This is a genomic window from Enterobacter cloacae complex sp. ECL352, assembly GCF_020149545.1.
In the GTDB taxonomy this organism is placed as follows: Bacteria; Pseudomonadota; Gammaproteobacteria; order Enterobacterales; family Enterobacteriaceae; genus Enterobacter; species Enterobacter asburiae_B.
The window spans coordinates 546745-571820 of sequence record NZ_CP083709.1; the positions used below are offsets into that span (position 1 = coordinate 546745).

General features: G+C 52.2%; 26 protein-coding genes and 3 pseudogenes. 22 read left to right on the forward strand and 7 right to left on the reverse strand.

The window, feature by feature from the left end:
• Positions 1 to 94: 94 nt before the first annotated feature.
• From tcyJ to LBF07_RS02595, 5 genes are all read right to left on the reverse strand, one after another.
• Entirely contained in the window at positions 95 to 895 is an 801-nt protein-coding gene (gene tcyJ / locus LBF07_RS02575) for a cystine ABC transporter substrate-binding protein (protein WP_094933964.1), read from the reverse strand.
• An 86-nt stretch (positions 896 to 981) separates the two neighbouring features.
• Positions 982 to 1533, reverse strand: a complete 552-nt coding sequence (fliZ, locus tag LBF07_RS02580) for a flagella biosynthesis regulatory protein FliZ (protein WP_008500339.1) — start codon at positions 1531 to 1533, stop codon at positions 982 to 984.
• A 54-nt stretch (positions 1534 to 1587) separates the two neighbouring features.
• Positions 1588 to 2307, reverse strand: a complete 720-nt coding sequence (locus LBF07_RS02585; protein WP_014170714.1) for an RNA polymerase sigma factor FliA — start codon at positions 2305 to 2307, stop codon at positions 1588 to 1590.
• 129 nt (positions 2308 to 2436) lie between these two features.
• Positions 2437 to 3642 (reverse strand): flagellin lysine-N-methylase, encoded by a 1206-nt coding sequence (fliB, locus tag LBF07_RS02590; protein ID WP_094933965.1) that lies wholly within the window; start codon positions 3640 to 3642, stop codon positions 2437 to 2439.
• Between the two features lie 62 nt (positions 3643 to 3704).
• On the reverse strand, positions 3705 to 4532 hold the full coding sequence (locus LBF07_RS02595) for a flagellin (protein WP_094933966.1): 828 nt from the start codon (positions 4530 to 4532) through the stop codon (positions 3705 to 3707).
• Positions 4533 to 4934: 402 nt separating this feature from the next.
• On the opposite strand from LBF07_RS02595, the gene fliD reads away from it, so the two are divergent.
• The 4 genes from fliD to amyA are packed head-to-tail and all read left to right on the forward strand — an operon-like array spanning position 4935 to position 8704.
• The gene (fliD, locus tag LBF07_RS02600; RefSeq protein WP_094933967.1) at positions 4935 to 6359 is read left to right on the forward strand and encodes a flagellar filament capping protein FliD; all 1425 of its coding nucleotides are present in this window, start codon (positions 4935 to 4937) and stop codon (positions 6357 to 6359) included.
• 21 nt (positions 6360 to 6380) lie between these two features.
• Positions 6381 to 6785, forward strand: a complete 405-nt coding sequence (gene fliS, locus LBF07_RS02605) for a flagellar export chaperone FliS (RefSeq protein ID WP_033145898.1) — start codon at positions 6381 to 6383, stop codon at positions 6783 to 6785.
• 5 nt (positions 6786 to 6790) lie between these two features.
• A complete protein-coding gene (gene fliT, locus LBF07_RS02610) occupies positions 6791 to 7165 on the forward strand; it encodes a flagella biosynthesis regulatory protein FliT (RefSeq protein WP_023312297.1) in 375 nt (124 codons plus the stop codon).
• Between the two features lie 51 nt (positions 7166 to 7216).
• Entirely contained in the window at positions 7217 to 8704 is a 1488-nt protein-coding gene (gene amyA / locus LBF07_RS02615; RefSeq protein ID WP_094934302.1) for an alpha-amylase, read from the forward strand.
• 93 nt (positions 8705 to 8797) lie between these two features.
• On the opposite strand, the gene yedD is transcribed toward amyA, so the two are convergent.
• A complete protein-coding gene (gene yedD / locus LBF07_RS02620) occupies positions 8798 to 9211 on the reverse strand; it encodes a lipoprotein YedD (protein ID WP_094933968.1) in 414 nt (137 codons plus the stop codon).
• 131 nt (positions 9212 to 9342) lie between these two features.
• Between yedD and LBF07_RS02625 the strand changes: the two are divergent.
• The 5 genes and pseudogenes from LBF07_RS02625 to LBF07_RS02645 all read left to right on the forward strand — a co-directional run.
• Positions 9343 to 9435: pseudogene (locus LBF07_RS02625) on the forward strand (SOS response-associated peptidase); the annotation flags it as partial.
• Between the two features lie 230 nt (positions 9436 to 9665).
• Complete coding sequence (locus LBF07_RS02630) at positions 9666 to 10028, forward strand: GtrA family protein (protein WP_094933969.1); 363 nt, start codon at positions 9666 to 9668, stop codon at positions 10026 to 10028.
• Complete coding sequence (locus LBF07_RS02635) at positions 10025 to 10948, forward strand: glycosyltransferase family 2 protein (RefSeq protein WP_094933970.1); 924 nt, start codon at positions 10025 to 10027, stop codon at positions 10946 to 10948. Before LBF07_RS02630 ends, LBF07_RS02635 begins: the two co-directional genes overlap by 4 nt.
• A complete protein-coding gene (locus LBF07_RS02640; protein ID WP_206461971.1) occupies positions 10945 to 12579 on the forward strand; it encodes a DUF6056 family protein in 1635 nt (544 codons plus the stop codon). Before LBF07_RS02635 ends, LBF07_RS02640 begins: the two co-directional genes overlap by 4 nt.
• An 809-nt stretch (positions 12580 to 13388) precedes the next feature.
• Positions 13389 to 13736: pseudogene (locus tag LBF07_RS02645) on the forward strand (integrase); the annotation flags it as partial.
• 26 nt (positions 13737 to 13762) lie between these two features.
• Here LBF07_RS02645 and fliE read toward each other — a convergent pair.
• Positions 13763 to 14077: a flagellar hook-basal body complex protein FliE gene (gene fliE, locus LBF07_RS02650; RefSeq protein WP_008500329.1), complete on the reverse strand. Its 315-nt coding sequence runs from the start codon at positions 14075 to 14077 to the stop codon at positions 13763 to 13765.
• Positions 14078 to 14305: 228 nt separating this feature from the next.
• Here fliE and fliF point away from each other — a divergent pair, with 228 nt between their 5' ends.
• The 13 genes and pseudogenes from fliF to fliR all read left to right on the forward strand — a co-directional run.
• Positions 14306 to 15985: a flagellar basal-body MS-ring/collar protein FliF gene (gene fliF / locus LBF07_RS02655; RefSeq protein ID WP_094933972.1), complete on the forward strand. Its 1680-nt coding sequence runs from the start codon at positions 14306 to 14308 to the stop codon at positions 15983 to 15985.
• Complete coding sequence (fliG, locus tag LBF07_RS02660; protein WP_023312301.1) at positions 15978 to 16976, forward strand: flagellar motor switch protein FliG; 999 nt, start codon at positions 15978 to 15980, stop codon at positions 16974 to 16976. The genes fliF and fliG overlap by 8 nt, the downstream gene beginning before the upstream one ends.
• Complete coding sequence (fliH, locus tag LBF07_RS02665; RefSeq protein ID WP_094933973.1) at positions 16969 to 17676, forward strand: flagellar assembly protein FliH; 708 nt, start codon at positions 16969 to 16971, stop codon at positions 17674 to 17676. Before fliG ends, fliH begins: the two co-directional genes overlap by 8 nt.
• Positions 17676 to 19046 carry a flagellar protein export ATPase FliI gene (gene fliI, locus LBF07_RS02670; RefSeq protein WP_023312303.1) on the forward strand — a complete coding sequence of 457 codons (1371 nt, stop codon included), beginning with the start codon at positions 17676 to 17678 and terminating at the stop codon, positions 19044 to 19046. Before fliH ends, fliI begins: the two co-directional genes overlap by 1 nt.
• Positions 19047 to 19067: 21 nt before the next feature.
• A complete protein-coding gene (gene fliJ / locus LBF07_RS02675; RefSeq protein WP_023312304.1) occupies positions 19068 to 19511 on the forward strand; it encodes a flagellar export protein FliJ in 444 nt (147 codons plus the stop codon).
• Positions 19508 to 20737 (forward strand): flagellar hook length control protein FliK, encoded by a 1230-nt coding sequence (gene fliK / locus LBF07_RS02680; protein WP_094933974.1) that lies wholly within the window; start codon positions 19508 to 19510, stop codon positions 20735 to 20737. The genes fliJ and fliK overlap by 4 nt, the downstream gene beginning before the upstream one ends.
• 106 nt (positions 20738 to 20843) lie before the next feature.
• Entirely contained in the window at positions 20844 to 21314 is a 471-nt protein-coding gene (gene fliL / locus LBF07_RS02685) for a flagellar basal body-associated protein FliL (protein WP_023312306.1), read from the forward strand.
• A 4-nt stretch (positions 21315 to 21318) separates the two neighbouring features.
• Positions 21319 to 22323: a flagellar motor switch protein FliM gene (gene fliM / locus LBF07_RS02690; RefSeq protein WP_023336184.1), complete on the forward strand. Its 1005-nt coding sequence runs from the start codon at positions 21319 to 21321 to the stop codon at positions 22321 to 22323.
• Complete coding sequence (fliN, locus tag LBF07_RS02695; protein ID WP_023312308.1) at positions 22320 to 22733, forward strand: flagellar motor switch protein FliN; 414 nt, start codon at positions 22320 to 22322, stop codon at positions 22731 to 22733. The genes fliM and fliN overlap by 4 nt, the downstream gene beginning before the upstream one ends.
• A 2-nt stretch (positions 22734 to 22735) precedes the next feature.
• Positions 22736 to 23110 (forward strand): flagellar biosynthetic protein FliO, encoded by a 375-nt coding sequence (gene fliO, locus LBF07_RS02700; RefSeq protein WP_023312309.1) that lies wholly within the window; start codon positions 22736 to 22738, stop codon positions 23108 to 23110.
• Positions 23110 to 23847: a flagellar type III secretion system pore protein FliP gene (gene fliP / locus LBF07_RS02705; protein WP_033145903.1), complete on the forward strand. Its 738-nt coding sequence runs from the start codon at positions 23110 to 23112 to the stop codon at positions 23845 to 23847. The genes fliO and fliP overlap by 1 nt, the downstream gene beginning before the upstream one ends.
• Positions 23848 to 23856: 9 nt before the next feature.
• Positions 23857 to 24126 (forward strand): flagellar biosynthesis protein FliQ, encoded by a 270-nt coding sequence (gene fliQ / locus LBF07_RS02710; protein ID WP_008500315.1) that lies wholly within the window; start codon positions 23857 to 23859, stop codon positions 24124 to 24126.
• 7 nt (positions 24127 to 24133) lie between these two features.
• A pseudogene (gene fliR, locus LBF07_RS02715) lies at positions 24134 to 24926 on the forward strand (flagellar biosynthetic protein FliR); the annotation flags it as partial.
• Positions 24927 to 25076 lie beyond the last annotated feature (150 nt).

The window sequence follows — 25076 nt, forward strand, 5'->3', positions numbered from 1 at the left end:
AACTCTGACAAAATGTGATATTTTTCATTATGCACGCAGACGCGAAAGAAATAAAAAAGGCGCTTTTAAAAGCGCCTTTTTTTACGGCAGAAATTTATTTCGTGACGTCTGCACCGAACCACTTCTCGGAGAGCGCCTTCAGGCTGCCGTCTTTTTGCATGTCAGAGATCGCGGAATCAATCGCTTTGACCAGGTCTTCATTACCTTTACGAACGGCAACGCCTGATTCCTGACGAGAGAACGCATCACCCGCTACCGCCAGGGTATTGTTGGTTTTCTTCACCAGATCCAGCGCGGCCAGGCGGTCAACCAGAATGGCGTCGATACGGCCCACGCGCAGATCCTGGTATTTCGTTGGGTCATCATCATAGGTGCGGATATCCACGCCCTGCACGTTCTGGCGCAGCCACTCTTCGTAGTTGGTACCCAGACCGACACCGACTTTCTTCCCTTTCAGGTCCGCGGCAGTTTTAATTCCACCTTCGTTGCCTTTCTTCACCAGCGCCTGAATACCGGACACGGTGTACGGCGTAGAGAAGTCATATTTCTTCTTACGCTCGTCAGAAATGGTCACCTGATTAATCACCACATCAATACGTTTGGAGTCCAGCGACGCCAGCATACCGTCCCATTTGGTCGGTTTCAGCGACGCTTTAACGCCGAGGTGCTTCGCCAGCTCTTCAGCAAACTCCACTTCAAAACCGGTCAGCTTACCGTCATCGCCCTGGAAGCTGAACGGAGGATAGGTTCCTTCCAGCCCGACCAGCAGCGTACCGCGCTCTTTTACTTTATTCAGCAGGTTTTCTGCGGCGAACGTTTTCACGCTCATACCCGCAACCAGCGCAACGGCCATAACACCCATCAGCGCCTGACGACCCAGAAGTGCAAATTTCATAAATACCCCGATATAGTGGAATTTTTACGTAGTGTAGAGAAATCGCCTGCAACGTCAAAGGCGACTGCGCTACATCTTATTCTTTTTTAATATATATCAGAAGTTGTTCCGGCGTGGGCTTTCTGCTTTATGGCACCGGGCATTTGTACCTTGTATTGCGCATACTTGCGCAGCGCAATTCGGTAGTTGTTGGTGCTGGTCGCAGGCAGCCACGGCTCCAGATTTTCATCCAGATAACCGGTTTTCAGCAGATCGCGAGAAATATTGTTTACGGTCAGATGTTGTCCAAGGCGGCGCAGGCGAACCACATATTCGCGAACGGTGCCGTGGCTCATCTCCGTTTGTTCAAACAGGAACTGTTTGAAGCCGATAATATCGAAGAAGTCGCTTTGCTCTTTGCAGTGGAGATCCCCACAGAAACGGCAAAGCGCCACCCACTCTTTTTGCTCTTCGAGCCATGCTGCTTCGTCCATCAACGTGTCGAGACGCGAAATCGCAATCTTATTGACGATTTCGCCCCGGCGAACCAGCGTGATACGATCGAGTAACTTGTTACAGTGGGCGCAATGCGTCTGGCTGTGTTTAAAGTCTTTCAGGTAGCGGCTTAAAGGCCGTCTTTTAGATTGCTGCACCGTCATGATAACTCCTGGTTGTCAATACGTTGTGCGGCATTTTTAAGGTGAATCAATCACCTATAACTTACCCAGCTTGGTTCGTAAGCGTTTAATGGCCTGGCTGTGCAGCTGGCTCACCCGCGACTCTCCCACCTCCAGAACAGCGCCAATCTCTTTGAGGTTAAGCTCTTCCTGGTAATAAAGGGTCAATACCAGCTGTTCGCGTTCAGGCAGAGCTTCAATAGCCTCCATGACGCGCTGGCGTAAATTCCCTTCCATTAAATGGTGTAACGGGTTTTCCTGCTGGTGCTCGTCCGTCACCAGCTCGATGCTATCGCCATGCTCTTCTCGCCACTCGTCATATGAGAAGAGTTGGCTATTATTGGTATCGAGCAACATCTGACGATACTCTTCAACAGCAATGCCAAGACGTTCCGCCACTTCGGTTTCCGTTGCGTTACGTCCCAGTTCCTGTTCCAGCTGCCCCATCGCATGCGCCACTTCGCGCGCGTTGCGGCGAACACTGCGCGGCACCCAGTCGCGGCTGCGCAGCTCGTCCAGCATCGCACCACGAATACGCTGAACTGCGTAAGTCGTAAATGCCGTTCCTTGCAGAGCGTCGTATCGGTCAACTGCATTCAATAACCCGATACCGCCCGCCTGTAGCAGATCGTCGAGTTCCACGCTCGCCGGCAAGCGCACCTGGAGGCGCAATGCTTCGTGACGCACCAGCGGGACATAACGCTGCCACAGCGAGTGTTTATCCATTACACCTTCAGCGGTATAGAGTGAATTCACGATAAACAGCCCTGCGTTAGTTGAGTTATCGGCATGATTATCCGATTCTGCAGGGCGTTCAATTGGATGAAAAAGGGGGATAAAGTGAGGTTATTCTGAGGTTGCCCACAACAGGGGCTACTTTTCTGCCTAAATTAACAGTTGTAACAATGAAAGATCGTCGCCCAGTTTCACGCTATCTATATGTTGATGAAAGAGCTTTCCCGCTTCCTGATTATGCTGACTAAGGGAGTGGAAGCTGTAAATAACATCAATGATATTATCTTGTTCAATTTTTCCCGCCACGAGAGCCTGACCGGCAAGTAACGTTTTAAGGAAATAGAACTCCGCAACGATTAAATAAAGGTTATTCAACATGCTGCGGCCATTGTTCTGCGGGAAGCCCTGCTCCCACAGTTTGTATTTAAAAAAGTTCTTAAATAAATGATCGTTGGTCGCCAGGTAACTGCCCGCCACATCGCGCCAGACGGACTCGATGTTCTCCATGACCTTATCTGCCGGCACGGTGTCACCAGCAGACTCAAACTGTTGATAAAGCTGAGTGAAATAACGGTTTAATACCGCACCGCCGCGGGCTGTCGCTTTCTTCGTAAAGTAGCTCTGAATGAGCGAAATTAACGCGAATTTCAGGCTGTAGTTCTGATTAAACCCGCCTAATTCCGTTTTGATTTTACCGCTCACCAGTTCGTTAACCAGCGAGAAATAGACCGTTTCGAGCGTGCCGATATTCTCTTCAAGATTATCGAGCTTTTCAGCCACCATGAGGAATTTCACCACGGCGTAAACCTGTTCTTCAACGCTAACCGCCTCAACGCTGAAAATATTCTGGCAGAAGAGATTGATGACCTTTGCCTTCAAATCAATCATCGGCGCATTATTGACGTCCTGCTGGACGCTGATGGATTCCATCATCGACATAGACTCCCGATCGTTCAACAGAAGTCGGGTCACTTCCGGACACGAGAGGTTCAGCGATTTTTCGATTTCATTTTTATAGACCCGGTTTGTCCGTGGAAAGGACGAACAGGTTGGGCTCAAGGCCTGGGCGCCCATGGCGCTATGAATAGAACAGAGTTTTTCCGTATCCATAAACGGACAGTTTTTACTTTCCGTGTGGAAAATCACTTCGCCCCAGTGACCATACTGCTTTTTGGTGACTTTTATCGCCGTTTTCGCCGTCTGACGAATGCCGGCATTTTTACTGTTCAGGTAGCGGTTAACGGATGATTTATCAAATGCGATGGTCCAGCCCTGACAACAATGTTCACGGCATTCCCCACCGACACAGGAGAAATCTGCGACCAGTTTAGGCTGGGTAATAACGATCTGTTTCACAGGCGGGTCCTCAAAATTCAGAGATAAAAAAACCCCGCCGAAGCGGGGTTTCACGCGTAATATTAACGCAGCAGAGACAGAACGGTCTGTGGAACCTGGTTTGCCTGAGACAGAACAGAAGTACCAGCCTGCTGCAGGATCTGCGCGCGGGACATGTTGGAAACTTCAGTTGCGTAGTCAGCGTCCTGGATACGGGACTGAGCAGCAGACAGGTTGTTAGAGGTGTTGTTCAGGTTGTTGATTGCAGAAGTGAAGCGGTTCTGCACAGCACCCAGGCCTGAACGTGCTTTATCAACGATTGCAATTGCATCGTCGATAGTTTTCAGTTCGCCGCCAGCCAGCGCTGTCAGGTCAATAGTTTTCACACCCAGCTTAGTAGTGTCAGCTTGTGCGCCTTTCAGGTCCAGATCGATGGTGTCCCCGTCGTTTACGCCAACCTGAATTTTAACTTTACCAGTACCACCACCAGCAGAACCGTCTAACAGTTTGATGCCGTTGAAGTCAGTTTTGCTCGCAACGCGGTCAATTTCATCCAAACGCGCTTTAACTTCATCCTGCAGAGAAGACAGGTCAGTTCCGCTGTTAGTCCCGTTTGTTGCCTGAACAGCCAGTTCACGAACACGCTGCAAGTTGCTGTTGATTTCGTTCAGGGAACCTTCAGCAGTCTGCGCCATGGAGATACCGTCGTTGGCGTTACGTGCTGCCTGATTCATCCCTTTGATCTGAGAGGTCATGCGGTTTGCAATCGCCTGACCAGCAGCATCGTCTTTCGCGCTGTTAATACGCAGACCTGAAGACAGACGCTCGATAGCAGTGCCCAGAGAAGACTGAGATTTGTTCAGGTTGTTCTGAGTGCTCAGGGACAACAGGTTAGTATTGATAACTGCCATAATTTTGTTTCCTTCAAAAATTGGGTTTTAGGTCCGGTGCCTAACACTCACAGCGTCTCTCACCGTCAACAAGGTTATCGACGGGTCCCCAAAAGACTTTAGAATCAATTTCTAAAAAATTACAACACATTGATTATTAATAATTTTATTTTTAAAAAATCAATTAAGGTCAACGAGAGGTTTATTATTTACGCTTTTTTAACGCACAATAGAGATGACAAAAAAGGCACACACTTATTCGTGTTTTTAATGCACTGATAATGGCCCTAAAGTGCAATCCTTTCATTTACCCCGCCAGGACGCGTCTATTCTTTGGATTATTTTTTTCTCACCGTCGTAAACTTTTACGCTGAGAGGCCGATAAGAGTCCTGAACTACTTTCGTATTTTAAGGAAAATATGCATGGCTACTATCAGTAACCTCGGGATAGGTTCTGCAGGACTCGGGGATTTATATAATCAGTTGGAAGCGGCAGAAAAAACCAAGCTGACGACGATTACTTCCCAGCAATCAACGTATAACGCACAGTTAAGCGCTTACGGCAAGCTGCAGAGCGCCATGACATCGCTGCAGACTGCGACCGCTGCGCTGGGTAAAGCAACCACATGGAACTCAACGTCCGTTAGCAGCACCAACACGGCCTTTACCGCCACGACAACGGCTGACGCGTCAGTAGGTTCCTTTGTTGTCAACGTCAACCAGGTTGCAAAGGCACAGGCGCTCACCACCGGCTCCTATGCTAACAACACGGATCAGCTGGGCGATACGACAGGTACAACGCGTAAAATCACCATCACCCAGCCGGGCACGAAAACGCCTTTAGAGGTGAACCTGGCAGATGGCGATACGTCGCTGGCCGGGATCGCGAGCGCGATTAATAAAGCCAACGGCAACGTCACAGCCAGCGTCATTAAAGCGAAAGACGGTGATTACCGCCTGATGCTGTCATCTAAAACCACCGGTACGGATGGTGCGATGACGGTAAGCGTTACCGGCGACGCCAAGCTGCAAAGCGCCATTGGCTACGACTCAACCACCAAAACGGGCGCGCTGACGGTAAACACCGACGCGCAGAACGCGATTGTGGTGGTGAACAACATCTCCATCGAGCGTCAGTCGAATACCATTACCGACGCGCTGCCTGGAGTCACCTTCTCGGTGAAAGCCGAAAGCAAAGCCGATGAAACCCTTGAGGTCTCACGCGCAACGGATGCGAACCAGAAAGCGGTGACGGACTGGGTGACGGCATACAACTCGCTGCAGTCCACGATTAACAGCCTGACGAAGTATGTTCCGGTTGATGCAGGCGCTGGCGGCCAGTCCACCAGCAACGGCGCGCTGGTCGGTGATGCGAACGTGCGTGGGGTTCAGTCCCAGCTGCGCGGCCTGCTGACCGAAGTGCAGACCGGCTCCATTCAGATTATGGCCCAGTTGGGGATTACCCAGGACCCGGTGAAAGGAGCGGACGGCACGGTCGGTAACCTGAAAGTCGATACCGATAAGCTGAAAAAAGCGCTGACCGACAACCCGAACGCCGTACAGCAGTATTTTGTCGGTGACGGAAAGAAAACCGGTATGGCGACCCAGATGAACAACACGCTGACCAACATGCTCAGCACCAGTACCGGCAGCGCCGGGGTGATCCAGAACGCGAAAGACGGGATCAACAAAACGCTGAAAACCCTGGGTGAACGTTACGATGCCATGGATGCCCAAATTGAAGCCACCATGGCGCGTTACAAAACCCAGTTTACCAGTCTGGACGTATTAGTCACCAAAATGACCAGCACGGCCAACTACCTGACCCAACAGTTCTCACAAAAGTAGTCGTAGCCTTCAGGAGTGGATATGTATAAGACCTCTGGTGTTCAATCCTATCAGCAGATAGGAGTAGAAAGCGCAGTCATGAATGCCAGTCCACACCAGCTGATTGTCATGTTGTTCGACGGGGCGCATAGCGCCCTTGTTCGCGCGCGTTTGTTCATGGAAGCCGGACAAATTCGTGAGAAAGGCGAAGCGTTAACGAAAGCCATCAATATCATCGACAACGGTTTAAAAGCAGGACTGAACATGGAGGTTGAGAGCGAGTTGTCCGGTAATCTTGCCTCCTTGTACGAATATATGGTTCGACGTTTGTTGCTGGCGAATGTCAGTAACGACGTAGACGCAATTGTTGAAGTCGAGGGTTTATTAAACAACATTGCGGATGCGTGGAAGCAAATCGGCCCCAATGCGTCCTCTATTTCAGGATAATTTTGATGAATAATCCCAGCGCAGCGCTTAGCCACTGGCAGGCGTTACATGCTCAGAGCATTGCTATGCTAAATCTCGCACATTCTGGTCAATGGGATGCGCTTATCGAGCAGGAAATGCATTATGTTCAACTGGTGGAAAAGATTTCTCAAACGCCCATCATGTCATGCCCTCCGGCTCAGGTTGAGCAAGCGCGTGCGCTGCTGGAAATGATCCTTGAAAATGAGAATGCGCTAAAGGCACTGCTGAAGGTCCGCATGGACGAACTGCGCAATCTGATTGATCAAACCGGTAAACAGCAATCCATCACGTCTACCTATGGAAAGCTGTCAGGGAATATTCTTTATCCAGAAAGTTTTACCCGCGACACACAACTATGATTTCTTCATCCATACTCCAGAAGTCTGCCAATGGCTTCTGGAGCAAGGATGATGAAAAACCCCACCCTGTTACAATGTTTTCACTGGTACTACTCTGCTGGCGGTGAATTGTGGCGAGAGGTCACGGCGTTAGCTCCCAATCTTAACGAAATCGGCATCAACATGATCTGGCTGCCGCCCGCCTGTAAAGGGGCATCCGGCGGGTATTCTGTCGGCTATGACACCTATGACCTGTTCGATCTTGGCGAGTTTGACCAGAAAGGCAGTATCGCCACGAAATACGGCGACAAGGCGCAGCTGCTGGAGGCCATTGATGCCCTCAAAAGTAACGACATTGCCGTACTGCTGGACGTGGTGGTCAACCACAAAATGGGCGCCGATGAAAAAGAGCCCGTGCGCGTTCAGCGCGTGAACGAACAGGACCGCACGCAAATCGATGACGAGGTCATTGAATGCGAAGCCTGGACTCGCTACACCTTCCCCGTCCGGGCCGGGCAGTACTCACAGTTTATCTGGGACTACAAATGCTTCAGCGGCGTCGACCACATTGAAAACCCCGATGAAGACGGCATCTTTAAAATCGTCAACGACTATACCGGCGAAGGCTGGAACGATCAGGTTGATGATGAGATGGGCAACTTCGACTACCTGATGGGCGAAAATATCGACTTTCGCAATCACGCCGTGACCGAGGAGATCAAATACTGGGCCCGCTGGGTCATGGAACAGACGCGCTGCGATGGTTTTCGTCTGGACGCCGTCAAGCATATTCCCGCCTGGTTTTACAAAGAGTGGATTGAGCACGTCCAGGAAGTCGCCGACCAGCCGCTGTTTATCGTGGCGGAATACTGGTCCCATGAGGTGGATAAACTTCAGGCCTATATTGACCAGGTGGAAGGCAAAACCATGCTGTTTGATGCCCCTCTGCAGATGAAATTCCACGAGGCGTCACGTCAGGGCCGTGATTACGACATGAGCCAAATCTTCACCGGCACCCTGGTAGAAGCCGATCCGTTTCATGCGGTCACCCTCGTTGCGAACCATGACACGCAGCCTTTGCAGGCGCTTGAAGCACCGGTCGAAGCCTGGTTTAAACCGCTGGCCTACGCGCTGATCCTGCTGCGGGAAAATGGCGTGCCGAGCGTCTTTTATCCGGATCTCTTCGGCGCCAGCTATGACGACGCGGGAGGAGACGGTGAAACGTACCATATTGATATGCCGGTCATTGAGCAGCTTCACGAGCTGATCCTCGCGCGCCAGCGTTTTGCCCACGGCGTGCAGACGCTGTTTTTCGACCATCCTAACTGCATTGCCTTCAGCCGCAGCGGCACCGATGACGATCCCGGCTGCGTAGTGGTGATGTCGAACGGGGATGATGGTGAAAAAGTGATTTATCTTGGGGAAAACTACGGCAACAAAACGTGGCGGGATTTTCTCGGCAATCGCGAAGAAACCATCACCACGGCGGCGGATGGCGAAGGGACGTTTACCTGTAATGGGGGAAGCGTCAGCCTTTGGGTGATAGAGGATGCGCTGTAGAAACAATACCGGGTGGCGCTGACGCTTACCCGGCCTACGGGACGGTACTTTTGTAGGCCGGGTCAGGCAAGCCGCCACCCGGCAAAAAAACGGCTACGGTAGTTTACTCTCGAGCGGATTCTTGCTCAGGTAATCCGCACACTCAACCGTTGGACGGTCGACCTTCTGCAGCTCCAGCCCGTCATACTCCAGCGTCGAGCCATCGCGCTCCAGCGGATAGATATCAAGCTTACGCGTCACGTTGTAATAACTGTCTGAACGCAGCATGATTTTACCCGGCACGGCAATCACGCGCTGCCACTGACGGCAGTCCAGCGTATCGCCCTCTTCCGTCACCACCAGCGTGGCAATCGCCTTCGGGCTAACCATGTTGCTTTGCGGCCCTTTCGACTGCCAGTATCCCGCCAGATGCGCCGGGACAGTATGCTTGATCACGTCGTTATAATTATCGACCTGAACGCACCCGGTCAGTGCCAGCAGCGCGCCAGCAATTGCTACTTTTTTCATCATCTTTCCTGCATTCGAAGAAAAAAATATTGTGGCATTAAAGCGCTGCGGCTGCCAGCGAAGATCTTCAGGTCCTAAACCTGCATCCCCTACATGAGCATACAATTTTCCTAATTGACGAAGCTGAATAGATAGCTGCCGACAGGACAATCCCAGCCGACAGGTTTATATGGCACGCCCTCACGCGCGCCGTGAGTAATTTGAAGAACCAGGGCCGGAATTAATCTCGTCAATTACCTGACAACAAGCAGATCTAGGTTTCTCGGCGTATATTGCGGCGACAGCATTTCTCACTTCATCTGCCACTGCCGCTGCACACTCAGCCCGGCAAAATAGAGCGTTCTCATCGAACAGTTTTAGCTGTATATAAATACAGAATCGTTAGATTTGAGGGTCGATCAAGTGATCATCTGGTGCTAAACTTCAGACCTTTCAGAATTGACTAATCTATATAATGTTAAAGCTCTTTGCTAAGTACACATCAATCGGTGTAATCAACACGCTCATCCACTGGGTTGTGTTTGCTGTTTGCATATATGCGTTGCACACAGATCAAACTCTCGGCAACTTCGCCGGGTTTGTCGTGGCGGTGTCATTCAGCTTCTTTGCCAACGCCAGATTCACGTTCAAGTCATCCACAACAACCATGCGCTACATGCTTTATGTGGCTTTCCTGGGCTCATTAAGTGCAGCAGTCGGTTGGGCGGCGGATAAAACAGATCTAGCACCTCTTATTACTTTAACCGTGTTCTCCGCCATCAGTCTGGTGTGCGGTTTTATTTATTCAAAGTTTATTGTCTTTAGGGATGCGAAATGAAAATTTCTTTGGTCGTTCCGGTGTTTAATGAAGAGGAAGCTATTCCTATCTTCTATAAAACCGTGCGGGAGTTTGAAGAGCTTCAACAACATGACATTGAGATAGTCTTCATCAATGATGGAAGCAAAGACGCGACAGAATCAATTATTAACGCGCTTGCCATTGCTGATCCGCTTGTTGTGCCACTGACATTCACGCGTAATTTTGGAAAGGAGCCAGCTCTGTTCGCCGGGCTTGATCACGCAACTGGTGAGGCTATTATCCCAATTGACGTTGATCTGCAGGATCCGATTGAGGTCATTCCTCACCTGATTGAGAAGTGGCAAGCAGGTGCAGATATGGTTCTTGCGAAGCGCACCGACCGTTCAACCGACGGTCGGTTGAAACGAAAAACTGCTGAATGGTTTTATAAACTCCATAACAAGATCAGTAATCCCAAAATTGAAGAGAATGTTGGTGATTTTCGCTTGATGTCACGTGAGATAGTTGAAAACATTAAAAAGATGCCTGAACGTAATCTTTTCATGAAGGGGATATTAAGCTGGGTGGGTGGAAATACAGATATTATTGAATATGCTCGCGCAGAGCGCGTTGCTGGCAACTCAAAGTTTAATGGTTGGAAATTATGGAATTTAGCTCTTGAAGGCATCACAGGCTTTTCAACGTTTCCACTTCGCATATGGTCATATATCGGTTTCTTTATAGCATTTCTTTCATTAAGTTATGGATTTTGGATGGTTGTAGATACCCTGTTTTTTGACAACCCAGTAAGAGGGTACCCATCTATTATAGTATCGATACTTTTTCTGGGGGGGGTTCAGCTTATCGGTATTGGTGTACTCGGTGAATATATTGGTAGAATTTATGTTGAATCAAAAAACAGACCGCGTTACTTTATTAAATCAAAGGGATTGAAATGAGCCGTAAAATTTATTGCTTACTTGCATCTTTAGTAATATTCGCACTGGTACTAATACCATCCTTGCACACACCAATGTTATCTGATGATTATTACTATATATCGATTGCAAATTTGCATGATCAGATTGCTCACTATAGAGAATGGAGTGGTAGAATTTTAACCAATATGCTCAGTTCATACATGATGTATTATGTTCCACATGCATTGTATGAAACCTTAACTGCAATTGCGTTAACTGCTACTATTTGTTTCATAGCATGCATTCCGAATGCATTGATGAAAAATGAACTAAATTTCCATCCGTTATCTGCTTTAGGTTTGTTTGCATTATACTGGATAGCAAATCCTTCATTAGGGGAGACAACATTTTGGTTTGTTGGAGCCGCAAACTATCTTTGGACAACATTTTATGTTTCATTTTTCATCCTAACAATAGCATTGCAAAAACCTAAAATAACATGGTGGAAATTGCCATTTGCATTATTATTAGGTTTTGCGGCAGGTTGTTCAAATGAAAACACCAGCATTGTGACGCTACTACTGACAATTTCTTTTATTATATACAAGAAGAATCTTTCAGCTATTTACCCTTATCTGATAGGCTTAATAATCGGTATTGGTGTGTTACTGCTTGGTCCTGGGACGGCTAACCGTTCACTGTATTTTACTGACTGGCACAATTTAACAATGTTAGGGAAGATTGAATTACAACTTTTCACTCGAATGCCAGATTCAATGTCTATATTTTGGCAGATCTACATTGTCATTGTGATTTTAGCTTTTTTGATAGGTTTAAATGGTTCATATAGTAAAAAACATATTGCTTTCAGTGCTATTTTTTTCGTTTCAGCAATTCTGTGCAATGCAGCATTTATTGCCTCTCCGTTCATGCCGCCACGCGCATATAGCGGAGCATTGTTCATGATTTTATTATCTGTATCATTTTTGACAAGTGCTGTTTTAGATAATAAGAAAACAATTTATGAATACACTGGATTATCCATTGCTGGAATATTCATTCTTTTATATTTCATACCATCATATTACATAATGACTAACGCCATCCTAGGCTCATGGAACCAGGAAAAAATTAGATTATCTATGATCCATGAGCAAGTAAGTCGTGGAATAAAAGAAATCACTATACCAGATCTCTATATGCCAAAACTTATTAAATCCACCGATGGTTATCCTGTATATAAACATCCTGCAAGAAACGATTTTTTCCATGTAAACTCAATAAATGAAGAGCAAACGCAATTCGATTATTCATCATTGAATAAACAAAAAACGTTTGTTGTTAATAGTTCTATTTATAAAGAGATAATGCTTGATAAAGTTACTTTTTATACTGAGCATTTATATGGATCAGAAAAAATCATCCTAAAACTATCTGGGGATATTAATAGAGAACTAAATGATGGAAAGGTAATATACGTTCATTTATTTATGGATAATGGTAAATTCGTGAATAAAGATACAGCAATGAAAGCCATTTTTATAGATGGTAGTTATTATACATACACTAACACAACAGATATTGATTTTAGCAAAATAAAACAAATAGAACTGGGGATGTATGATGCTAAAACCGGAGCACCATTCTCAAAATTAGTAATTAATATATAGCCATCCGTTGCAATGGGTTTTCTGTTTACAACCCATTGACTGTATATAAAAAAATTCAAATGCACTATAATCTTCTATAGTGCATTTATACAACATCATAAAAATATAATTTTATTTAGTTAGTTAAAGTCATTCCATTAAATGATATCTGAGTTAAAGAAGTATTGTTATGCACAATTACAGCACCATCCATGTTGAAATGAATGTGAGCAGGACAGGTATTCCTCCACGTAATTAAGTATCGTGTAACGCTCTTATGTAAAAATTCAGTCAATGTCATAACTAAACCGATCAGTGCGATCTGAACCATCCAGGCGCCCCTTAGCTCAACACCATTCATTGTGTATCGATATTGTGTTTTATTATTTAAGCCTGAGGTCACACCAGGTCATGCCATGCCATCCAATCCGACGGCTATTTAACTACCAGGCATATTTGGGCTGCACTTTCTTTGCAATCTCGTGGCCGTAAAACGGTATGCGTATGCAATAGGGTGAGGTTATACGCAATATACTTAAGGCGCAGCGAGTGCTGAGAAATGACAGTTCTCCAGAGGAAAGCAGCAAGGTCATATATAACCACAAAGCTATCGACCAGTCGGGTTGAAAGCCTCAAAAAGAAACAGCCGGGTGTGAGAAAACCTCGACGTGCCCGATACATCAAATAATAGTTTGGTCTCTGGCGTGCACCACGTGTTAGCGTGCATTGCTATACAGACCGACAATTTCAACTATACCTCAGCTCCCTGACTCTCCTTACCTGAAGAAATTCGGGGTGGAGAATAGTTTGTTCGCAGCGAAGCATATTTGTGCACAATCGTGTTTAACCCCAAAAAGGGATTGCGCAATCGCCCTGCAGGAAATCATTACGCTGTGGGGTCGATCAACCAGTCAAGGGAGGCAGCAATGCGGCTCACCGGGATTCGATATCGCAGAGCATACCAGTCCCGACACACGTATGCATGCTGGTCGTTAGCTGCCGGTGCTAACCCTAACTTCATCGTGAAGCAAATGGGCCACACCGACACGCAAATGGTTTACCGGCTGTACGGTGCCTGGATGGCTGAAAATAACCAGGACCAGGTACTCATCCTCAATCAGAAATTGAGTGAGTTTGCCCCATCCATGCCCCAGACTGTGGGATCCGATGGTTATTAATTATAAATAGCATCAGGTTAGATAACCTAAACCTGCATGCCCATCACTTCCTGATACGCAGACACCAGCTTGTTACGCACCTGGATCCCCATCTGCAGGGAAACCGAGGCTTTTTGCAAATCGGTCATCACATCATTCAGCGCCACGCCCGGCTCACCGAGGGTGAACTTTTCGGCCTGAGTGCGCGCGGCGGTCTGGGTATCACTGATACGGTCAAGAGCGGCATGCAGTTGCCCTGCGAAGCTGATGCTCGGCTGCTGATCTGCCACATTCTGATTACGGGCCGTCATCGCCGTTGCCTGCAACTGACTGATTACCCCTTCAATACCCTGTATAGCCATGACTCTCCCCTGGATGGTTTTTTACGCGGTCAAGACTAACAGCTTGTCAATAAGATAATGGCGGTAAATAGCATGAAAAAACCAGGTTATTTGACGCATAGAAAATCACGAATCATCAAATAATGGCAGGGCCATCAATATGGAACTTTTGTCGTGTTTGCCGACCCGGGAGTCAGTTTTGTTTCTCTACACGAATAACGTAAACCACCAGGATTTAAGAGGTGCGCAATGAGTGCAACAGCATCGACAGCGCCGCAGAATAAATCACTCGAGTGGATGAACCGCCTTCGCGCGAATCCTAAAATCCCGTTGATCGTGGCAGGCGCTGCCGCAATTGCGATCCTTGTAGCGATGGTCCTGTGGGCGAAAAGCCCTGATTACCGGACGCTCTACAGCAACCTTTCCGATCAGGATGGCGGCGCCATCGTCACCCAACTGACCCAGATGAACATCCCTTATCGCTTTGCCGATAATGGCGGTGCGCTTGAGGTACCGGCAGATAAGGTGCACGAACTGCGTCTGCGTCTGGCTCAGCAGGGGCTGCCGAAGGGTGGTGCCGTTGGCTTTGAGCTGCTGGATCAGGAAAAATTCGGTATCAGCCAGTTCAGCGAGCAGGTGAACTACCAGCGTGCGCTGGAAGGTGAACTGGCCCGCACTATTGAAACGTTAGGCCCGGTGAAGAGTGCCCGCGTGCACCTGGCGATGCCTAAACCTTCTTTATTTGTCCGTGAACAGAAATCACCTTCAGCTTCCGTTACCGTGAACCTTGAACCCGGCCGCGCGCTGGACGAAGGGCAAATCAGCGCGGTGACGCATCTCGTCTCCAGCGCCGTCGCCGGTCTGCCGCCGGGTAACGTGACGCTGGTCGACCAAAGCGGTCACCTGCTTACGCAATCCAATACCGCCGGTCGCGATCTGAATGATGCGCAGCTGAAGTATGCCGCCGATGTCGAAAACCGTCTCCAGCGCCGTATTGAAGCCATCCTCGGCCCGGTGGTGGGTAACAGCAACGTGCATGCGCAGGTAACCGCGCAGATCGACTTCGCGAACAAAGAACAAACTGAAGAGCAGTACAGCCCGAACGGCGATGCGGCTCAGGCGGTGATGCGTTCACGCCAGATCAATTCGAACGAGCAGGTCGGCGGTGCCTACCCAGGCGGCGTGCCGGGCGCGCTCTCTAACCAACCTGCCCCGGCTAACGCGGCACCGATCTCAACGCCGCCGGCCAATCAGCAGAACGGTCAGCAAAATAATCAGCAGACCACCTCAACGACCAATAACACCGGTCCGCGCACCAGCAGTCGTAACGAAACCACGAACTACGAAGTGGATCGGACGATTCGCCACACTAAACTGAACGTGGGCGATATTCAGCGTCTTTCCGTTGCGGTAGTGGTGAACTACAAAACGCTGGCGGACGGCAAACCGCTGCCGTTGACTGCCGAACAGATGAAGCAGATTGAAAACCTGACCCGTGAAGCGATGGGTTACTCCGAGAAGCGCGGCGATACCCTCAACGTGGTGAACTCACCGTTCAACTCGGTTGATGAGACCGGCGGTGAACTGCCGTTCTGGCAACAGCAGGCGTTTATCGACCAGCTGATGTCCGCAGGACGCTGGCTGCTGGTGCTGATTGTCGCGTGGCTGCTGTGGCGTAAGGGCGTTCGTCCGCAGCTCCAGCGCCGTGCTGAAGCCGAAAAAGCGGCTCGCGAACAGATGAACACGCGTCAGGAAACGGAAGAAGCGGTTGAAGTGCGCCTCAGCAAAGATGAACAGATACAGCAGCGTCGTGCTAACCAGCGCATGGGCGCTGAGGTCATGAGCCAGCGCATTCGCGAAATGTCAGATAACGATCCGCGCGTCGTGGCGCTGGTCATCCGCCAGTGGATGGGTAACGAACATGAGTAATACGCTTACGGGCACCGATAAAAGCGTCATCCTGCTGATGACCATTGGCGAAGATCGTGCGGCAGAGGTGTTTAAACACCTCTCCCAGCGAGAAGTGCAAATTCTCAGTGCGGCCATGGCCAACGTGCGTCAGATCTCCAACAAGCAGCTGACCGAAGTGCTGGCAGAGTTTGAACAGGAAGCTGAACAGTTTGCCGCGCTCAACATCAACGCCAACGACTACCTGCGCTCCGTGCTGGTCAAGGCGCTGGGCGAAGAGCGTGCCTCCAGCCTGCTGGAAGACATTCTGGAAACGCGCGATACCGCCAGCGGTATCGAAACGCTCAACTTTATGGAGCCGCAGAGTGCCGCCGACCTTATCCGCGACGAGCACCCGCAGATTATTGCCACCATCCTTGTCCACCTCAAACGTGGTCAGGCGGCCGATATTCTGGCGCTGTTCGAAGAACGTCTGCGTCACGATGTGATGCTGCGTATCGCGACCTTCGGCGGCGTCCAGCCGGCCGCGCTGGCGGAGCTGACCGAAGTACTGAACAACCTGCTCGACGGTCAGAACCTCAAGCGCAGCAAAATGGGCGGCGTGAGAACGGCGGCGGAAATCATCAACCTGATGAAAACGCAGCAGGAAGAAGCCGTCATTACGGCGGTTCGCGAATTCGACGGCGAGCTGGCACAGAAAATCATCGACGAGATGTTCCTGTTCGAAAACCTCGTCGAAGTGGACGACCGCAGCATCCAGCGCCTGCTTCAGGAAGTGGACTCCGAGTCGCTGCTTATCGCCCTCAAAGGCGCCGAGCAGCCGCTGCGCGAGAAGTTCCTGCGCAACATGTCTCAGCGTGCGGCCGATATCCTGCGCGACGACCTTGCCAACCGCGGCCCGGTTCGTCTGTCTCAGGTGGAAAACGAACAGAAAGCCATTCTGCTTATTGTTCGTCGTCTGGCGGAAACCGGCGAGATGGTGATTGGCAGCGGAGACGACACCTATGTCTAATGAGCTGCTCTGGAAGCGCTGGACGCCGGACGATCTGGCGCCTCCCCTCTCCGAGTTCACGCCGGCCGTCATCGTAACCGAAGAGCTTGACCCGGACGTCGAGCAGCCCGAGCTGACCGAAGAGGAGCAGCAGGCCCAGATGCTGGCGCAGCTGCAAATGCAGGCGCACGAGCAGGGCTATAACGCCGGTCTGAACGAAGGCCGCCAGAAAGGCCACGAGCAGGGGTATCAGGAAGGTCTGGCGAAAGGGTTAGAGCACGGTATCGATCAGGCGCGCCAGCAGCAGGCGCCGATCCATGCCCGCATGCAGCAGCTGGTCAGCGAGTTCCAGCACACCCTGGACGCGCTGGACAGCGTGATTGCCTCGCGACTGATGCAGATGGCGCTGGAAGCCGCGCGTCAGGTCATCGGCCAGACGCCCGTGGTGGATAACACCGCGCTGATCAAACAAATTCAGGGGCTACTTCAGCAGGAGCCGCTGTTCAGCGGGAAACCTCAGCTGCGCGTCCATCCGGACGACCTGCAGCGCGTTGAAGAGAGCCTGGGCGCGACGCTTAACCTGCACGGCTGGCGTCTGCGCGGCGACCCGTCGCTGCATCACGGCGGCTGCAAAGTCTCTGCCGATGAAGGCGATCTGGATGCCAGCGTCGCCACCCGCTGGCAGGAACTGTGCCGCCTGGCGGCACCGGGAGTCGTCTGATGACCGCGCGCCTCACCCGCTGGCTCACCACGCTCGACAACTTTGAGACGAAGATGGCGCTACTGCCATCTGTTCGTCGTTATGGCCGACTGACGCGCGCCACCGGCCTGGTTCTCGAAGCCACCGGCCTGCAGCTTCCGCTGGGCGCGACCTGCGTCATTGAGCGTCAGGATGGTCTGGAAACGCGTGAAGTTGAAAGCGAAGTGGTCGGATTTAACGGCCAGCGTCTGTTCCTGATGCCGCTTGAAGAGGTGGAAGGCATTCTGCCCGGCGCGCGCGTGTATGCCAAAAATATTTCTGGCGACGGGCTGCAAAGCGGGAAACAGCTGCCGCTTGGCCCTGCCCTGCTGGGCCGCGTGCTGGACGGCAGCGGGAAACCGCTCGACGGACTGCCCTCCCCGGACACCACCGAAACCGGCGCGCTGATCACCCAGCCGTTCAACCCCCTGCAGCGTACCCCTATCGAGCATGTGTTGGACACCGGCGTGCGCCCGATTAACGCCCTGCTGACCGTAGGTCGCGGGCAGCGTATGGGCCTGTTCGCTGGCTCAGGCGTAGGTAAATCCGTCCTGCTCGGCATGATGGCGCGCTATACCCAGGCCGACGTGATCGTCGTGGGGCTGATCGGCGAACGTGGCCGTGAGGTAAAAGACTTTATTGAAAACATTCTGGGTGCAGAAGGCCGCGCCCGCTCGGTGGTCATCGCCGCACCGGCAGACGTATCGCCGCTGCTGCGCATGCAGGGTGCCGCGTATGCCACCCGTATCGCCGAAGATTTTCGTGACCGCGGCAAGCACGTGCTGCTGATCATGGATTCCCTGACCCGTTACGCGATGGCGCAGCGTGAAATCGCGCTGGCCATCGGTGAGCCACCGGCGACCAAAGGCTACCCGCCTTCGGTCTTCGCCAAACTCCCTGCGCTGGTGGAACGCGCGGGGAACGGCATCAGCGGCGGCGGCTCCATCACCGCGTTCTATACGGTACTGACGGAAGGCGATGACCAGCAGGACCCGATTGCCGACTCCGCGCGCGCGATCCTTGACGGTCATATTGTGCTGTCGCGTCGTCTGGCCGAAGCCGGGCACTACCCGGCCATCGATATTGAAGCCTCTATCAGCCGCGCAATGACGGCGCTGATAACCGAGAAGCACTACGCCCGCGTGCGTAACTTCAAACAACTGCTTTCCAGCTTCCAGCGCAACCGCGATCTGGTCAGCGTGGGGGCGTATGCCAAAGGCAGCGACCCGATGCTCGACAAGGCGATTAGCCTGTGGCCGCAGCTGGAGGCTTTTTTGCAACAAGGCATTTTTGAACGCGCCGACTGGGAAGATTCAATTCAGGCACTGGAGCTGATTTTCCCGCAGGTGTAACACAGGTGGAGGGCGAAGGTCATGGCGCAAAACAGCGCGTTATCAACGCTGAAAGATCTGGCTGAAAAAGAAGTTGATGATGCCGCATTGCAGCTAGGCGCAATGCGACGCGGGTGCCAGCAGGCTGAAGAACAGTTGAAGATGTTGATCGACTATCAGCATGAATATCGCACCAACCTCAATACCGATATGACACAGGGCATTGGAAGCCAGCGCTGGATTAACTATCAGCAATTTATCCAGACGCTGGAGAAGGCGATAGATCAGCATCGCCAGCAGCTTAACCAGTGGACCCAGAAAGTCGATACCGCGCTCAATTTCTGGCGCGAGAAGAAGCAGCGACTGCAGGCCTGGCAGACTTTACAGGACAGACAGATCGCGGCAACGACCCTGGCGGAAAACCGTCTGGATCAGAAGAAAATGGATGAGTTTGCCCAGCGCGCATCAATGAGGAAACCGGAATGATCACACTGCAACAACTGCTGATGAGCGACAGCGACCTGTCAGGCGGCACGCAAACGGGGAAAGGCACCGACGGTGCACAGGACTTTCTCTCTCTGCTGGCAGGCGCCCTCTCGGACGCAACGGGCAAGGGCAAAGATGCGCCGCTGACACTGGCTGACCTGAAAGCCGCCGGCAGTAAATTGTCAAAAGTAGCTCAGGACGCCAAAGGGGATACCACCCTGCAGGCCAAAATCGCCGACCTGCTCTCGCGCCAGACCGCGCTGAACGGCGATGAAACGTCGCCCGTCACGTCGCTTGATACGCTGGTTTCCGGGCTGGTGCCGCTATCTAAGGGCGACGCGCTGAAGACGCTCAATGCGGCGAACACCAAAGATGACGGTAAAAGCGAGCTGAGCGAAGAAGAGTTGGCCGGATTAAGCGCGCTGATGGCGATGCTGCCGCACCAGCAAACAACCGCCTCTCGCGCGGCAGGCAGCGAGGGCGTTTCCGCCACCTCAACGCTGAATTCCGCGACGCTTTCAAACGGCGCGGGCCAACCGTCCCTGAATGCGTCTGCGGGAAGCCACGATAAAGCGCAGAGTTCTACGTCTTATCAGAACCAGGTGAAAAATAACGAGCCGGCCCTGCAGGGCAACGCGCCTGCTACACCGGCCGCGGCCGCGGCGGCAGAGAAGCAGGAGCTCGCCAGTTCGTCCTCTTCATCATCACCAACGGCCACCCTGGCACCGATTATGTCCAGCCATGCGACCAGTCAAACGGCCGCCACCGTCGCCACCGCGCCGGTGTTAAGCCAGCCTCTGGGGACCCACGAATGGCAGCAGTCCCTGAGCCAGCACATCACCCTGTTCACTAAGCAGGGCCAGCAGACAGCAGAGCTGCGCCTGCACCCGGAAGATCTGGGTCAGGTGCAAATTTCGCTTAAGCTGGATGACAATCAGGCGCAGCTGCAGATGGTCTCTGCGCACAGCCATGTTCGTGCGGCACTGGAAGCCGCGCTGCCGGTACTGAAGACCTCACTGGCGGAAAACGGCATTCAGCTTGCGCAGAGCAGCGTCAGCAGCGAGAGCTTCGCCGGGCAGCAGCAGTCCTCGTCCCAGCAGCAGCACCAGGCTTCGCGTTCCGGCAACACCGGCGGTTTTAATGAAGAGAGCGATGAGCTACTGCCTGTTCCTGCCGCCCTGCAGTCCGCAGCGCGCGGTAACAGTGCCGTAGACATCTTCGCCTAAACGCCAGAGGTAGCGTGATTATCCCCGTCTTTTCCACGCTTTGACGACAGCAGGACACGGGATAATCACCTTAATAAGCTGTACCGAAACAGGAAGCTCGTATCAGATGACTGACTCCGCTATCACCAAAAAAAGTAAGCGTTCCATCTGGATCCCGCTGCTGGTGTTGATCACGCTCGCCGCCTGCGCTACCGCGGGCTATAGTTACTGGCGTATGCAGCAGGAACCTACCACCGCTGCAGCCAAAGCTGAAGCACCGCCTCCGCCGGCTCCAGTCTTCTTCCCGCTGGATACCTTCACCGTCAATCTGGGTGATGCGGATCGCGTGCTTTACGTTGGCATTACGCTGCGCCTGAAAGATGAAGCCACCCGTTCGCGTCTGAACGATTACCTTCCAGAAGTGCGCAGCAGACTTCTGCTGCTGTTCTCTCGTCAGGACGCTTCGGCGCTGGCCACCGATGTGGGTAAGCAAAAGCTGGTCGACGCGATTAAACAAACGCTGGCGACCCCGCTGGTAAACGGCCAACCTAAGCAGGAAGTCACTGACGTTCTGTATACAGCATTCATTCTGCGGTAACGACATGGGCGACAGTATTCTTTCTCAGGCAGAAATCGATGCGCTGCTCAACGGCGACAGCGATAACAATGATGATCCTAAACCGGGTATTGGCGGCGATAGCGATATTCGTCCCTATGACCCGAATACCCAGCGTCGCGTGGTACGTGAACGTCTGCAGGCGCTGGAGATCATTAACGAACGTTTTGCACGTCAGTTCCGTATGGGGCTGTTTAACCTGCTGCGTCGTAGCCCGGATATTACGGTCGGTGCGATCCGCATTCAGCCGTATCATGAGTTTGCCCGCAACCTGCCGGTGCCAACCAACCTTAACCTAATTCACCTTAAGCCGCTGCGCGGCACCGGCCTGGTGGTGTTTTCGCCAAGCCTGGTGTTCATCGCGGTGGATAACCTGTTCGGCGGCGACGGGCGTTTCCCGACCAAAGTAGAAGGTCGTGAATTCACCCACACCGAACAACGCGTCATTAACCGCATGCTGAAGCTGGCGCTGGAATCTTACAGCGACGCGTGGAAAGCGATTAACCCGCTGGAAGTGGAGTACGTCCGTTCTGAGATGCAGGTGAAATTTACCAATATCACCACCTCCCCGAACGATATCGTCGTTAACACCCCGTTCCACGTGGAGATCGGTAACCTGACCGGCGAGTTCAACATCTGCCTGCCGTTCAGCATGATCGAACCGCTGCGCGAGCTGCTGGTGAACCCGCCGTTGGAGAACTCCCGCAACGAAGACCAGAACTGGCGTGAAAACCTGGTCCGCCAGGTCCAGCATTCGCAGCTTGAGCTGGTGGCGAGCTTCGCCGATATCCCGCTGCGGTTATCTCAGATCCTGAAATTACAACCCGGTGATGTTTTGCCGATAGAAAAACCCGACCGCATTATTGCCCATGTGGATGGTGTCCCCGTGCTGACAAGCCAGTACGGCACGATTAACGGTCAGTATGCGTTACGCGTTGAGCACTTGATCAACCCGATTTTGAATTCGCTGAATGAGGAACAGCCCAAATGAGTGACATGAACAATCCGTCCGATGAAAACAGCGGAGCACTGGACGATCTGTGGGCTGACGCGTTAAACGAGCAAAAAGCACCCCCGGCCAAAAGTGCTGCGGATGCCGTATTCCAGCAGCTCGGCGGCGGTGACGTCAGCGGTACGCTGCAGGACATCGACCTGATTATGGATATCCCGGTTAAGCTGACCGTTGAGCTGGGACGCACCCGCATGACCATTAAAGAGCTGCTGCGCCTGACGCAGGGTTCCGTGGTGGCCCTTGACGGTCTGGCCGGCGAGCCGCTGGATATTCTGATCAACGGTTATCTGATTGCCCAGGGTGAAGTGGTGGTGGTTGCCGATAAATACGGCGTACGTATCACCGACATCATTACCCCGTCTGAACGTATGCGTCGTCTGAGCCGTTAAGCATGAAAACCCAGGCAACAATATCACAGCCTTCTGCCGTTCCCGGCTCGCCTCTGCTCCAGGTGAGCGGGGCATTGTTCGGTATTATTGCCTTTATTCTTATCGCCGCCTGGCTGGCGAAGCGCTTTGGCCTGGCGGGTAAAACCGCCGGTGCCCGCGGCCTGAAGGTCAGCGCCAGCACCACGCTGGGTCCACGCGAGCGCGTGGTCATCGTCGAGGTGGACGACGCGCGTCTGGTCCTGGGCGTCACGGCCTCAAACATCAGCGTATTACATAAGCTGCCGCCCGCCCCTGTTGTGGTGGACGAGCGCGCAGACGCCCCTGCGGATTTCCAGTCCGTCATGAAGAGTTTGCTTAAGCGTTCCGGGAGATCCTGATGCGCCGTTTGTTATCCCTGACGCTTGCGGGCGTTGGCCTGTTTGCTCCCGCGGTTTATGCACAGCTGCCCGGTCTGGTCTCCACCCCTCTCGCGGGCGGCGGACAAAGCTGGTCGCTTCCGGTGCAGACGCTGGTGTTCATCACCTCACTGACGTTTATTCCGGCCATCCTGCTGATGATGACCAGCTTCACCCGCATCATCATCGTCTTTGGTCTGCTGCGAAACGCGCTGGGAACCCCTTCCGCGCCGCCAAACCAGGTTCTGCTGGGGCTGGCGCTGTTTTTGACTTTTTTCATTATGTCGCCGGTGATCGACAAGATTTATACCGACGCCTACCAGCCGTTCAGCGAAGACAAAATCTCCATGCAGGAGGCGCTGGATAAAGGCGCGCAGCCGCTGCGGGAATTTATGCTGCGCCAGACGCGCGAAGCCGACCTGGCCCTCTTTGCCCGCCTGTCTAACACCGGCGAGATGCAGGGACCGGAAGCGGTGCCAATGCGTATTCTTCTGCCTGCCTATGTCACCAGCGAGCTGAAAACCGCGTTCCAGATTGGCTTTACCATCTTTATTCCGTTCCTGATTATCGACCTGGTGATCGCCAGCGTCCTGATGGCGCTCGGGATGATGATGGTGCCGCCCGCGACCATTGCCCTGCCCTTTAAGATCATGCTCTTTGTACTGGTCGACGGCTGGCAGCTGCTGGTCAGTTCGCTGGCGCAGAGTTTCTACAGTTAAGGAACGGCAATGACACCCGAATCGGTCATGATGATGGGCACGGAAGCGATGAAAATCGCGATTGCCGTTGCCGCGCCGCTGCTGCTTGTCGCGCTGGTTACCGGTCTGATTATCAGTATCCTGCAGGCCGCCACGCAGATTAACGAAATGACGCTGTCGTTCATCCCGAAAATCATCGCCGTGTTCGTGGCGATTATCGTGGCCGGGCCGTGGATGCTGAACCTGTTGCTGGACTATATGCGCAACCTGTTTACCAATCTGCCGTACATCATCGGCTGACCTGACGATGCTCCACTTCACCAGCGACCAGTGGGTTCAGTGGCTCGGCGTCTATTTCTGGCCGATGCTGCGCATCATGGCGCTGATATCCACCGCTCCCATTCTCAGTGAGAAATCGATACCCAAGCGCGTCAAGGTTGGGCTGGGCATTATCATCTCCATTATCGTCGCACCCTCTCTTCCCCCCGTGGATATTCCGATCTTCTCGGCGAATGCGGTGTGGGTGGCCCTGCAGCAGGTGATGATTGGCGTCGCCGTCGGCTTTACCATGCAGCTCGCCTTTGCCGCGGTGCGTACTGCAGGGGAACTGATCGGCTTGCAGATGGGGCTATCGTTCGCCACGTTTGTCGATCCCGGTAGTCATCTCAACATGCCCGTGCTGGCGCGCATTATCGACCTGCTCGCTATGCTGCTGTTCCTGTCGTTCAACGGCCATCTCTGGCTTATCTCCATGCTTGTGGATACCTTCCATACGCTGCCGATTGGCGAAAATCCGGTGAACAGCAACGCTTTCCTCGCGCTTACCCGCGCTGCGGGGCTGATTTTCCTCAACGGGCTGATGCTGGCGCTGCCGATCATCACCCTGCTGCTGACCGTCAACCTGGCGTTAGGTTTACTCAACCGAATGGCGCCGCAGCTTTCAGTGTTTGTCATTGGTTTTCCGCTGACGCTGACGGTTGGGATTTTATTAATGTCATTACTGATGCCACTTATCGCTCCCTTCTGTGAACATTTATTCGGCGAGATATTCAACCTGTTAGCGGATATTGTCAGCGAGCTGCCACGCAAATAATAACCCTCACTGTTGCCATTGTCTTTCTGAGGATATTCCTAAAATAAAATGCGTAAAACATCTTCCAGGATATATCTGACGCGGTTTAATTGTTTCTAACCATCTCACAATACTTAATATTTACTTTACTTTAAGAAGATTCCTGGCAAATTATACG

Excerpts from the sequence above, each read along its gene's own strand:
- fliT (WP_023312297.1), top strand. The coding sequence starts at position 6,791 with ATGAATAATCCCAGCGCAGCGCTTAGCCACTGGCAGGCGTTACATGCT.
- amyA (WP_094934302.1), top strand. The coding sequence starts at position 7,217 with ATGAAAAACCCCACCCTGTTACAATGTTTTCACTGGTACTACTCTGCT.
- fliN (WP_023312308.1), top strand. The coding sequence starts at position 22,320 with ATGAGTGACATGAACAATCCGTCCGATGAAAACAGCGGAGCACTGGAC.
- fliF (WP_094933972.1), top strand. The coding sequence starts at position 14,306 with ATGAGTGCAACAGCATCGACAGCGCCGCAGAATAAATCACTCGAGTGG.
- yedD (WP_094933968.1), bottom strand. The coding sequence starts at position 9,211 with ATGAAAAAAGTAGCAATTGCTGGCGCGCTGCTGGCACTGACCGGGTGC.
- fliE (WP_008500329.1), bottom strand. The coding sequence starts at position 14,077 with ATGGCTATACAGGGTATTGAAGGGGTAATCAGTCAGTTGCAGGCAACG.
- LBF07_RS02640 (WP_206461971.1), top strand. The coding sequence starts at position 10,945 with ATGAGCCGTAAAATTTATTGCTTACTTGCATCTTTAGTAATATTCGCA.
- fliP (WP_033145903.1), top strand. The coding sequence starts at position 23,110 with ATGCGCCGTTTGTTATCCCTGACGCTTGCGGGCGTTGGCCTGTTTGCT.
- fliL (WP_023312306.1), top strand. The coding sequence starts at position 20,844 with ATGACTGACTCCGCTATCACCAAAAAAAGTAAGCGTTCCATCTGGATC.
- fliD (WP_094933967.1), top strand. The coding sequence starts at position 4,935 with ATGGCTACTATCAGTAACCTCGGGATAGGTTCTGCAGGACTCGGGGAT.
- fliK (WP_094933974.1), top strand. The coding sequence starts at position 19,508 with ATGATCACACTGCAACAACTGCTGATGAGCGACAGCGACCTGTCAGGC.
- LBF07_RS02635 (WP_094933970.1), top strand. The coding sequence starts at position 10,025 with ATGAAAATTTCTTTGGTCGTTCCGGTGTTTAATGAAGAGGAAGCTATT.
- fliM (WP_023336184.1), top strand. The coding sequence starts at position 21,319 with ATGGGCGACAGTATTCTTTCTCAGGCAGAAATCGATGCGCTGCTCAAC.
- tcyJ (WP_094933964.1), bottom strand. The coding sequence starts at position 895 with ATGAAATTTGCACTTCTGGGTCGTCAGGCGCTGATGGGTGTTATGGCC.
- fliO (WP_023312309.1), top strand. The coding sequence starts at position 22,736 with ATGAAAACCCAGGCAACAATATCACAGCCTTCTGCCGTTCCCGGCTCG.
- fliJ (WP_023312304.1), top strand. The coding sequence starts at position 19,068 with ATGGCGCAAAACAGCGCGTTATCAACGCTGAAAGATCTGGCTGAAAAA.
- fliQ (WP_008500315.1), top strand. The coding sequence starts at position 23,857 with ATGACACCCGAATCGGTCATGATGATGGGCACGGAAGCGATGAAAATC.
- fliG (WP_023312301.1), top strand. The coding sequence starts at position 15,978 with ATGAGTAATACGCTTACGGGCACCGATAAAAGCGTCATCCTGCTGATG.
- fliI (WP_023312303.1), top strand. The coding sequence starts at position 17,676 with ATGACCGCGCGCCTCACCCGCTGGCTCACCACGCTCGACAACTTTGAG.
- LBF07_RS02630 (WP_094933969.1), top strand. The coding sequence starts at position 9,666 with ATGTTAAAGCTCTTTGCTAAGTACACATCAATCGGTGTAATCAACACG.
- LBF07_RS02595 (WP_094933966.1), bottom strand. The coding sequence starts at position 4,532 with ATGGCAGTTATCAATACTAACCTGTTGTCCCTGAGCACTCAGAACAAC.
- fliH (WP_094933973.1), top strand. The coding sequence starts at position 16,969 with ATGTCTAATGAGCTGCTCTGGAAGCGCTGGACGCCGGACGATCTGGCG.
- fliS (WP_033145898.1), top strand. The coding sequence starts at position 6,381 with ATGTATAAGACCTCTGGTGTTCAATCCTATCAGCAGATAGGAGTAGAA.
- fliZ (WP_008500339.1), bottom strand. The coding sequence starts at position 1,533 with ATGACGGTGCAGCAATCTAAAAGACGGCCTTTAAGCCGCTACCTGAAA.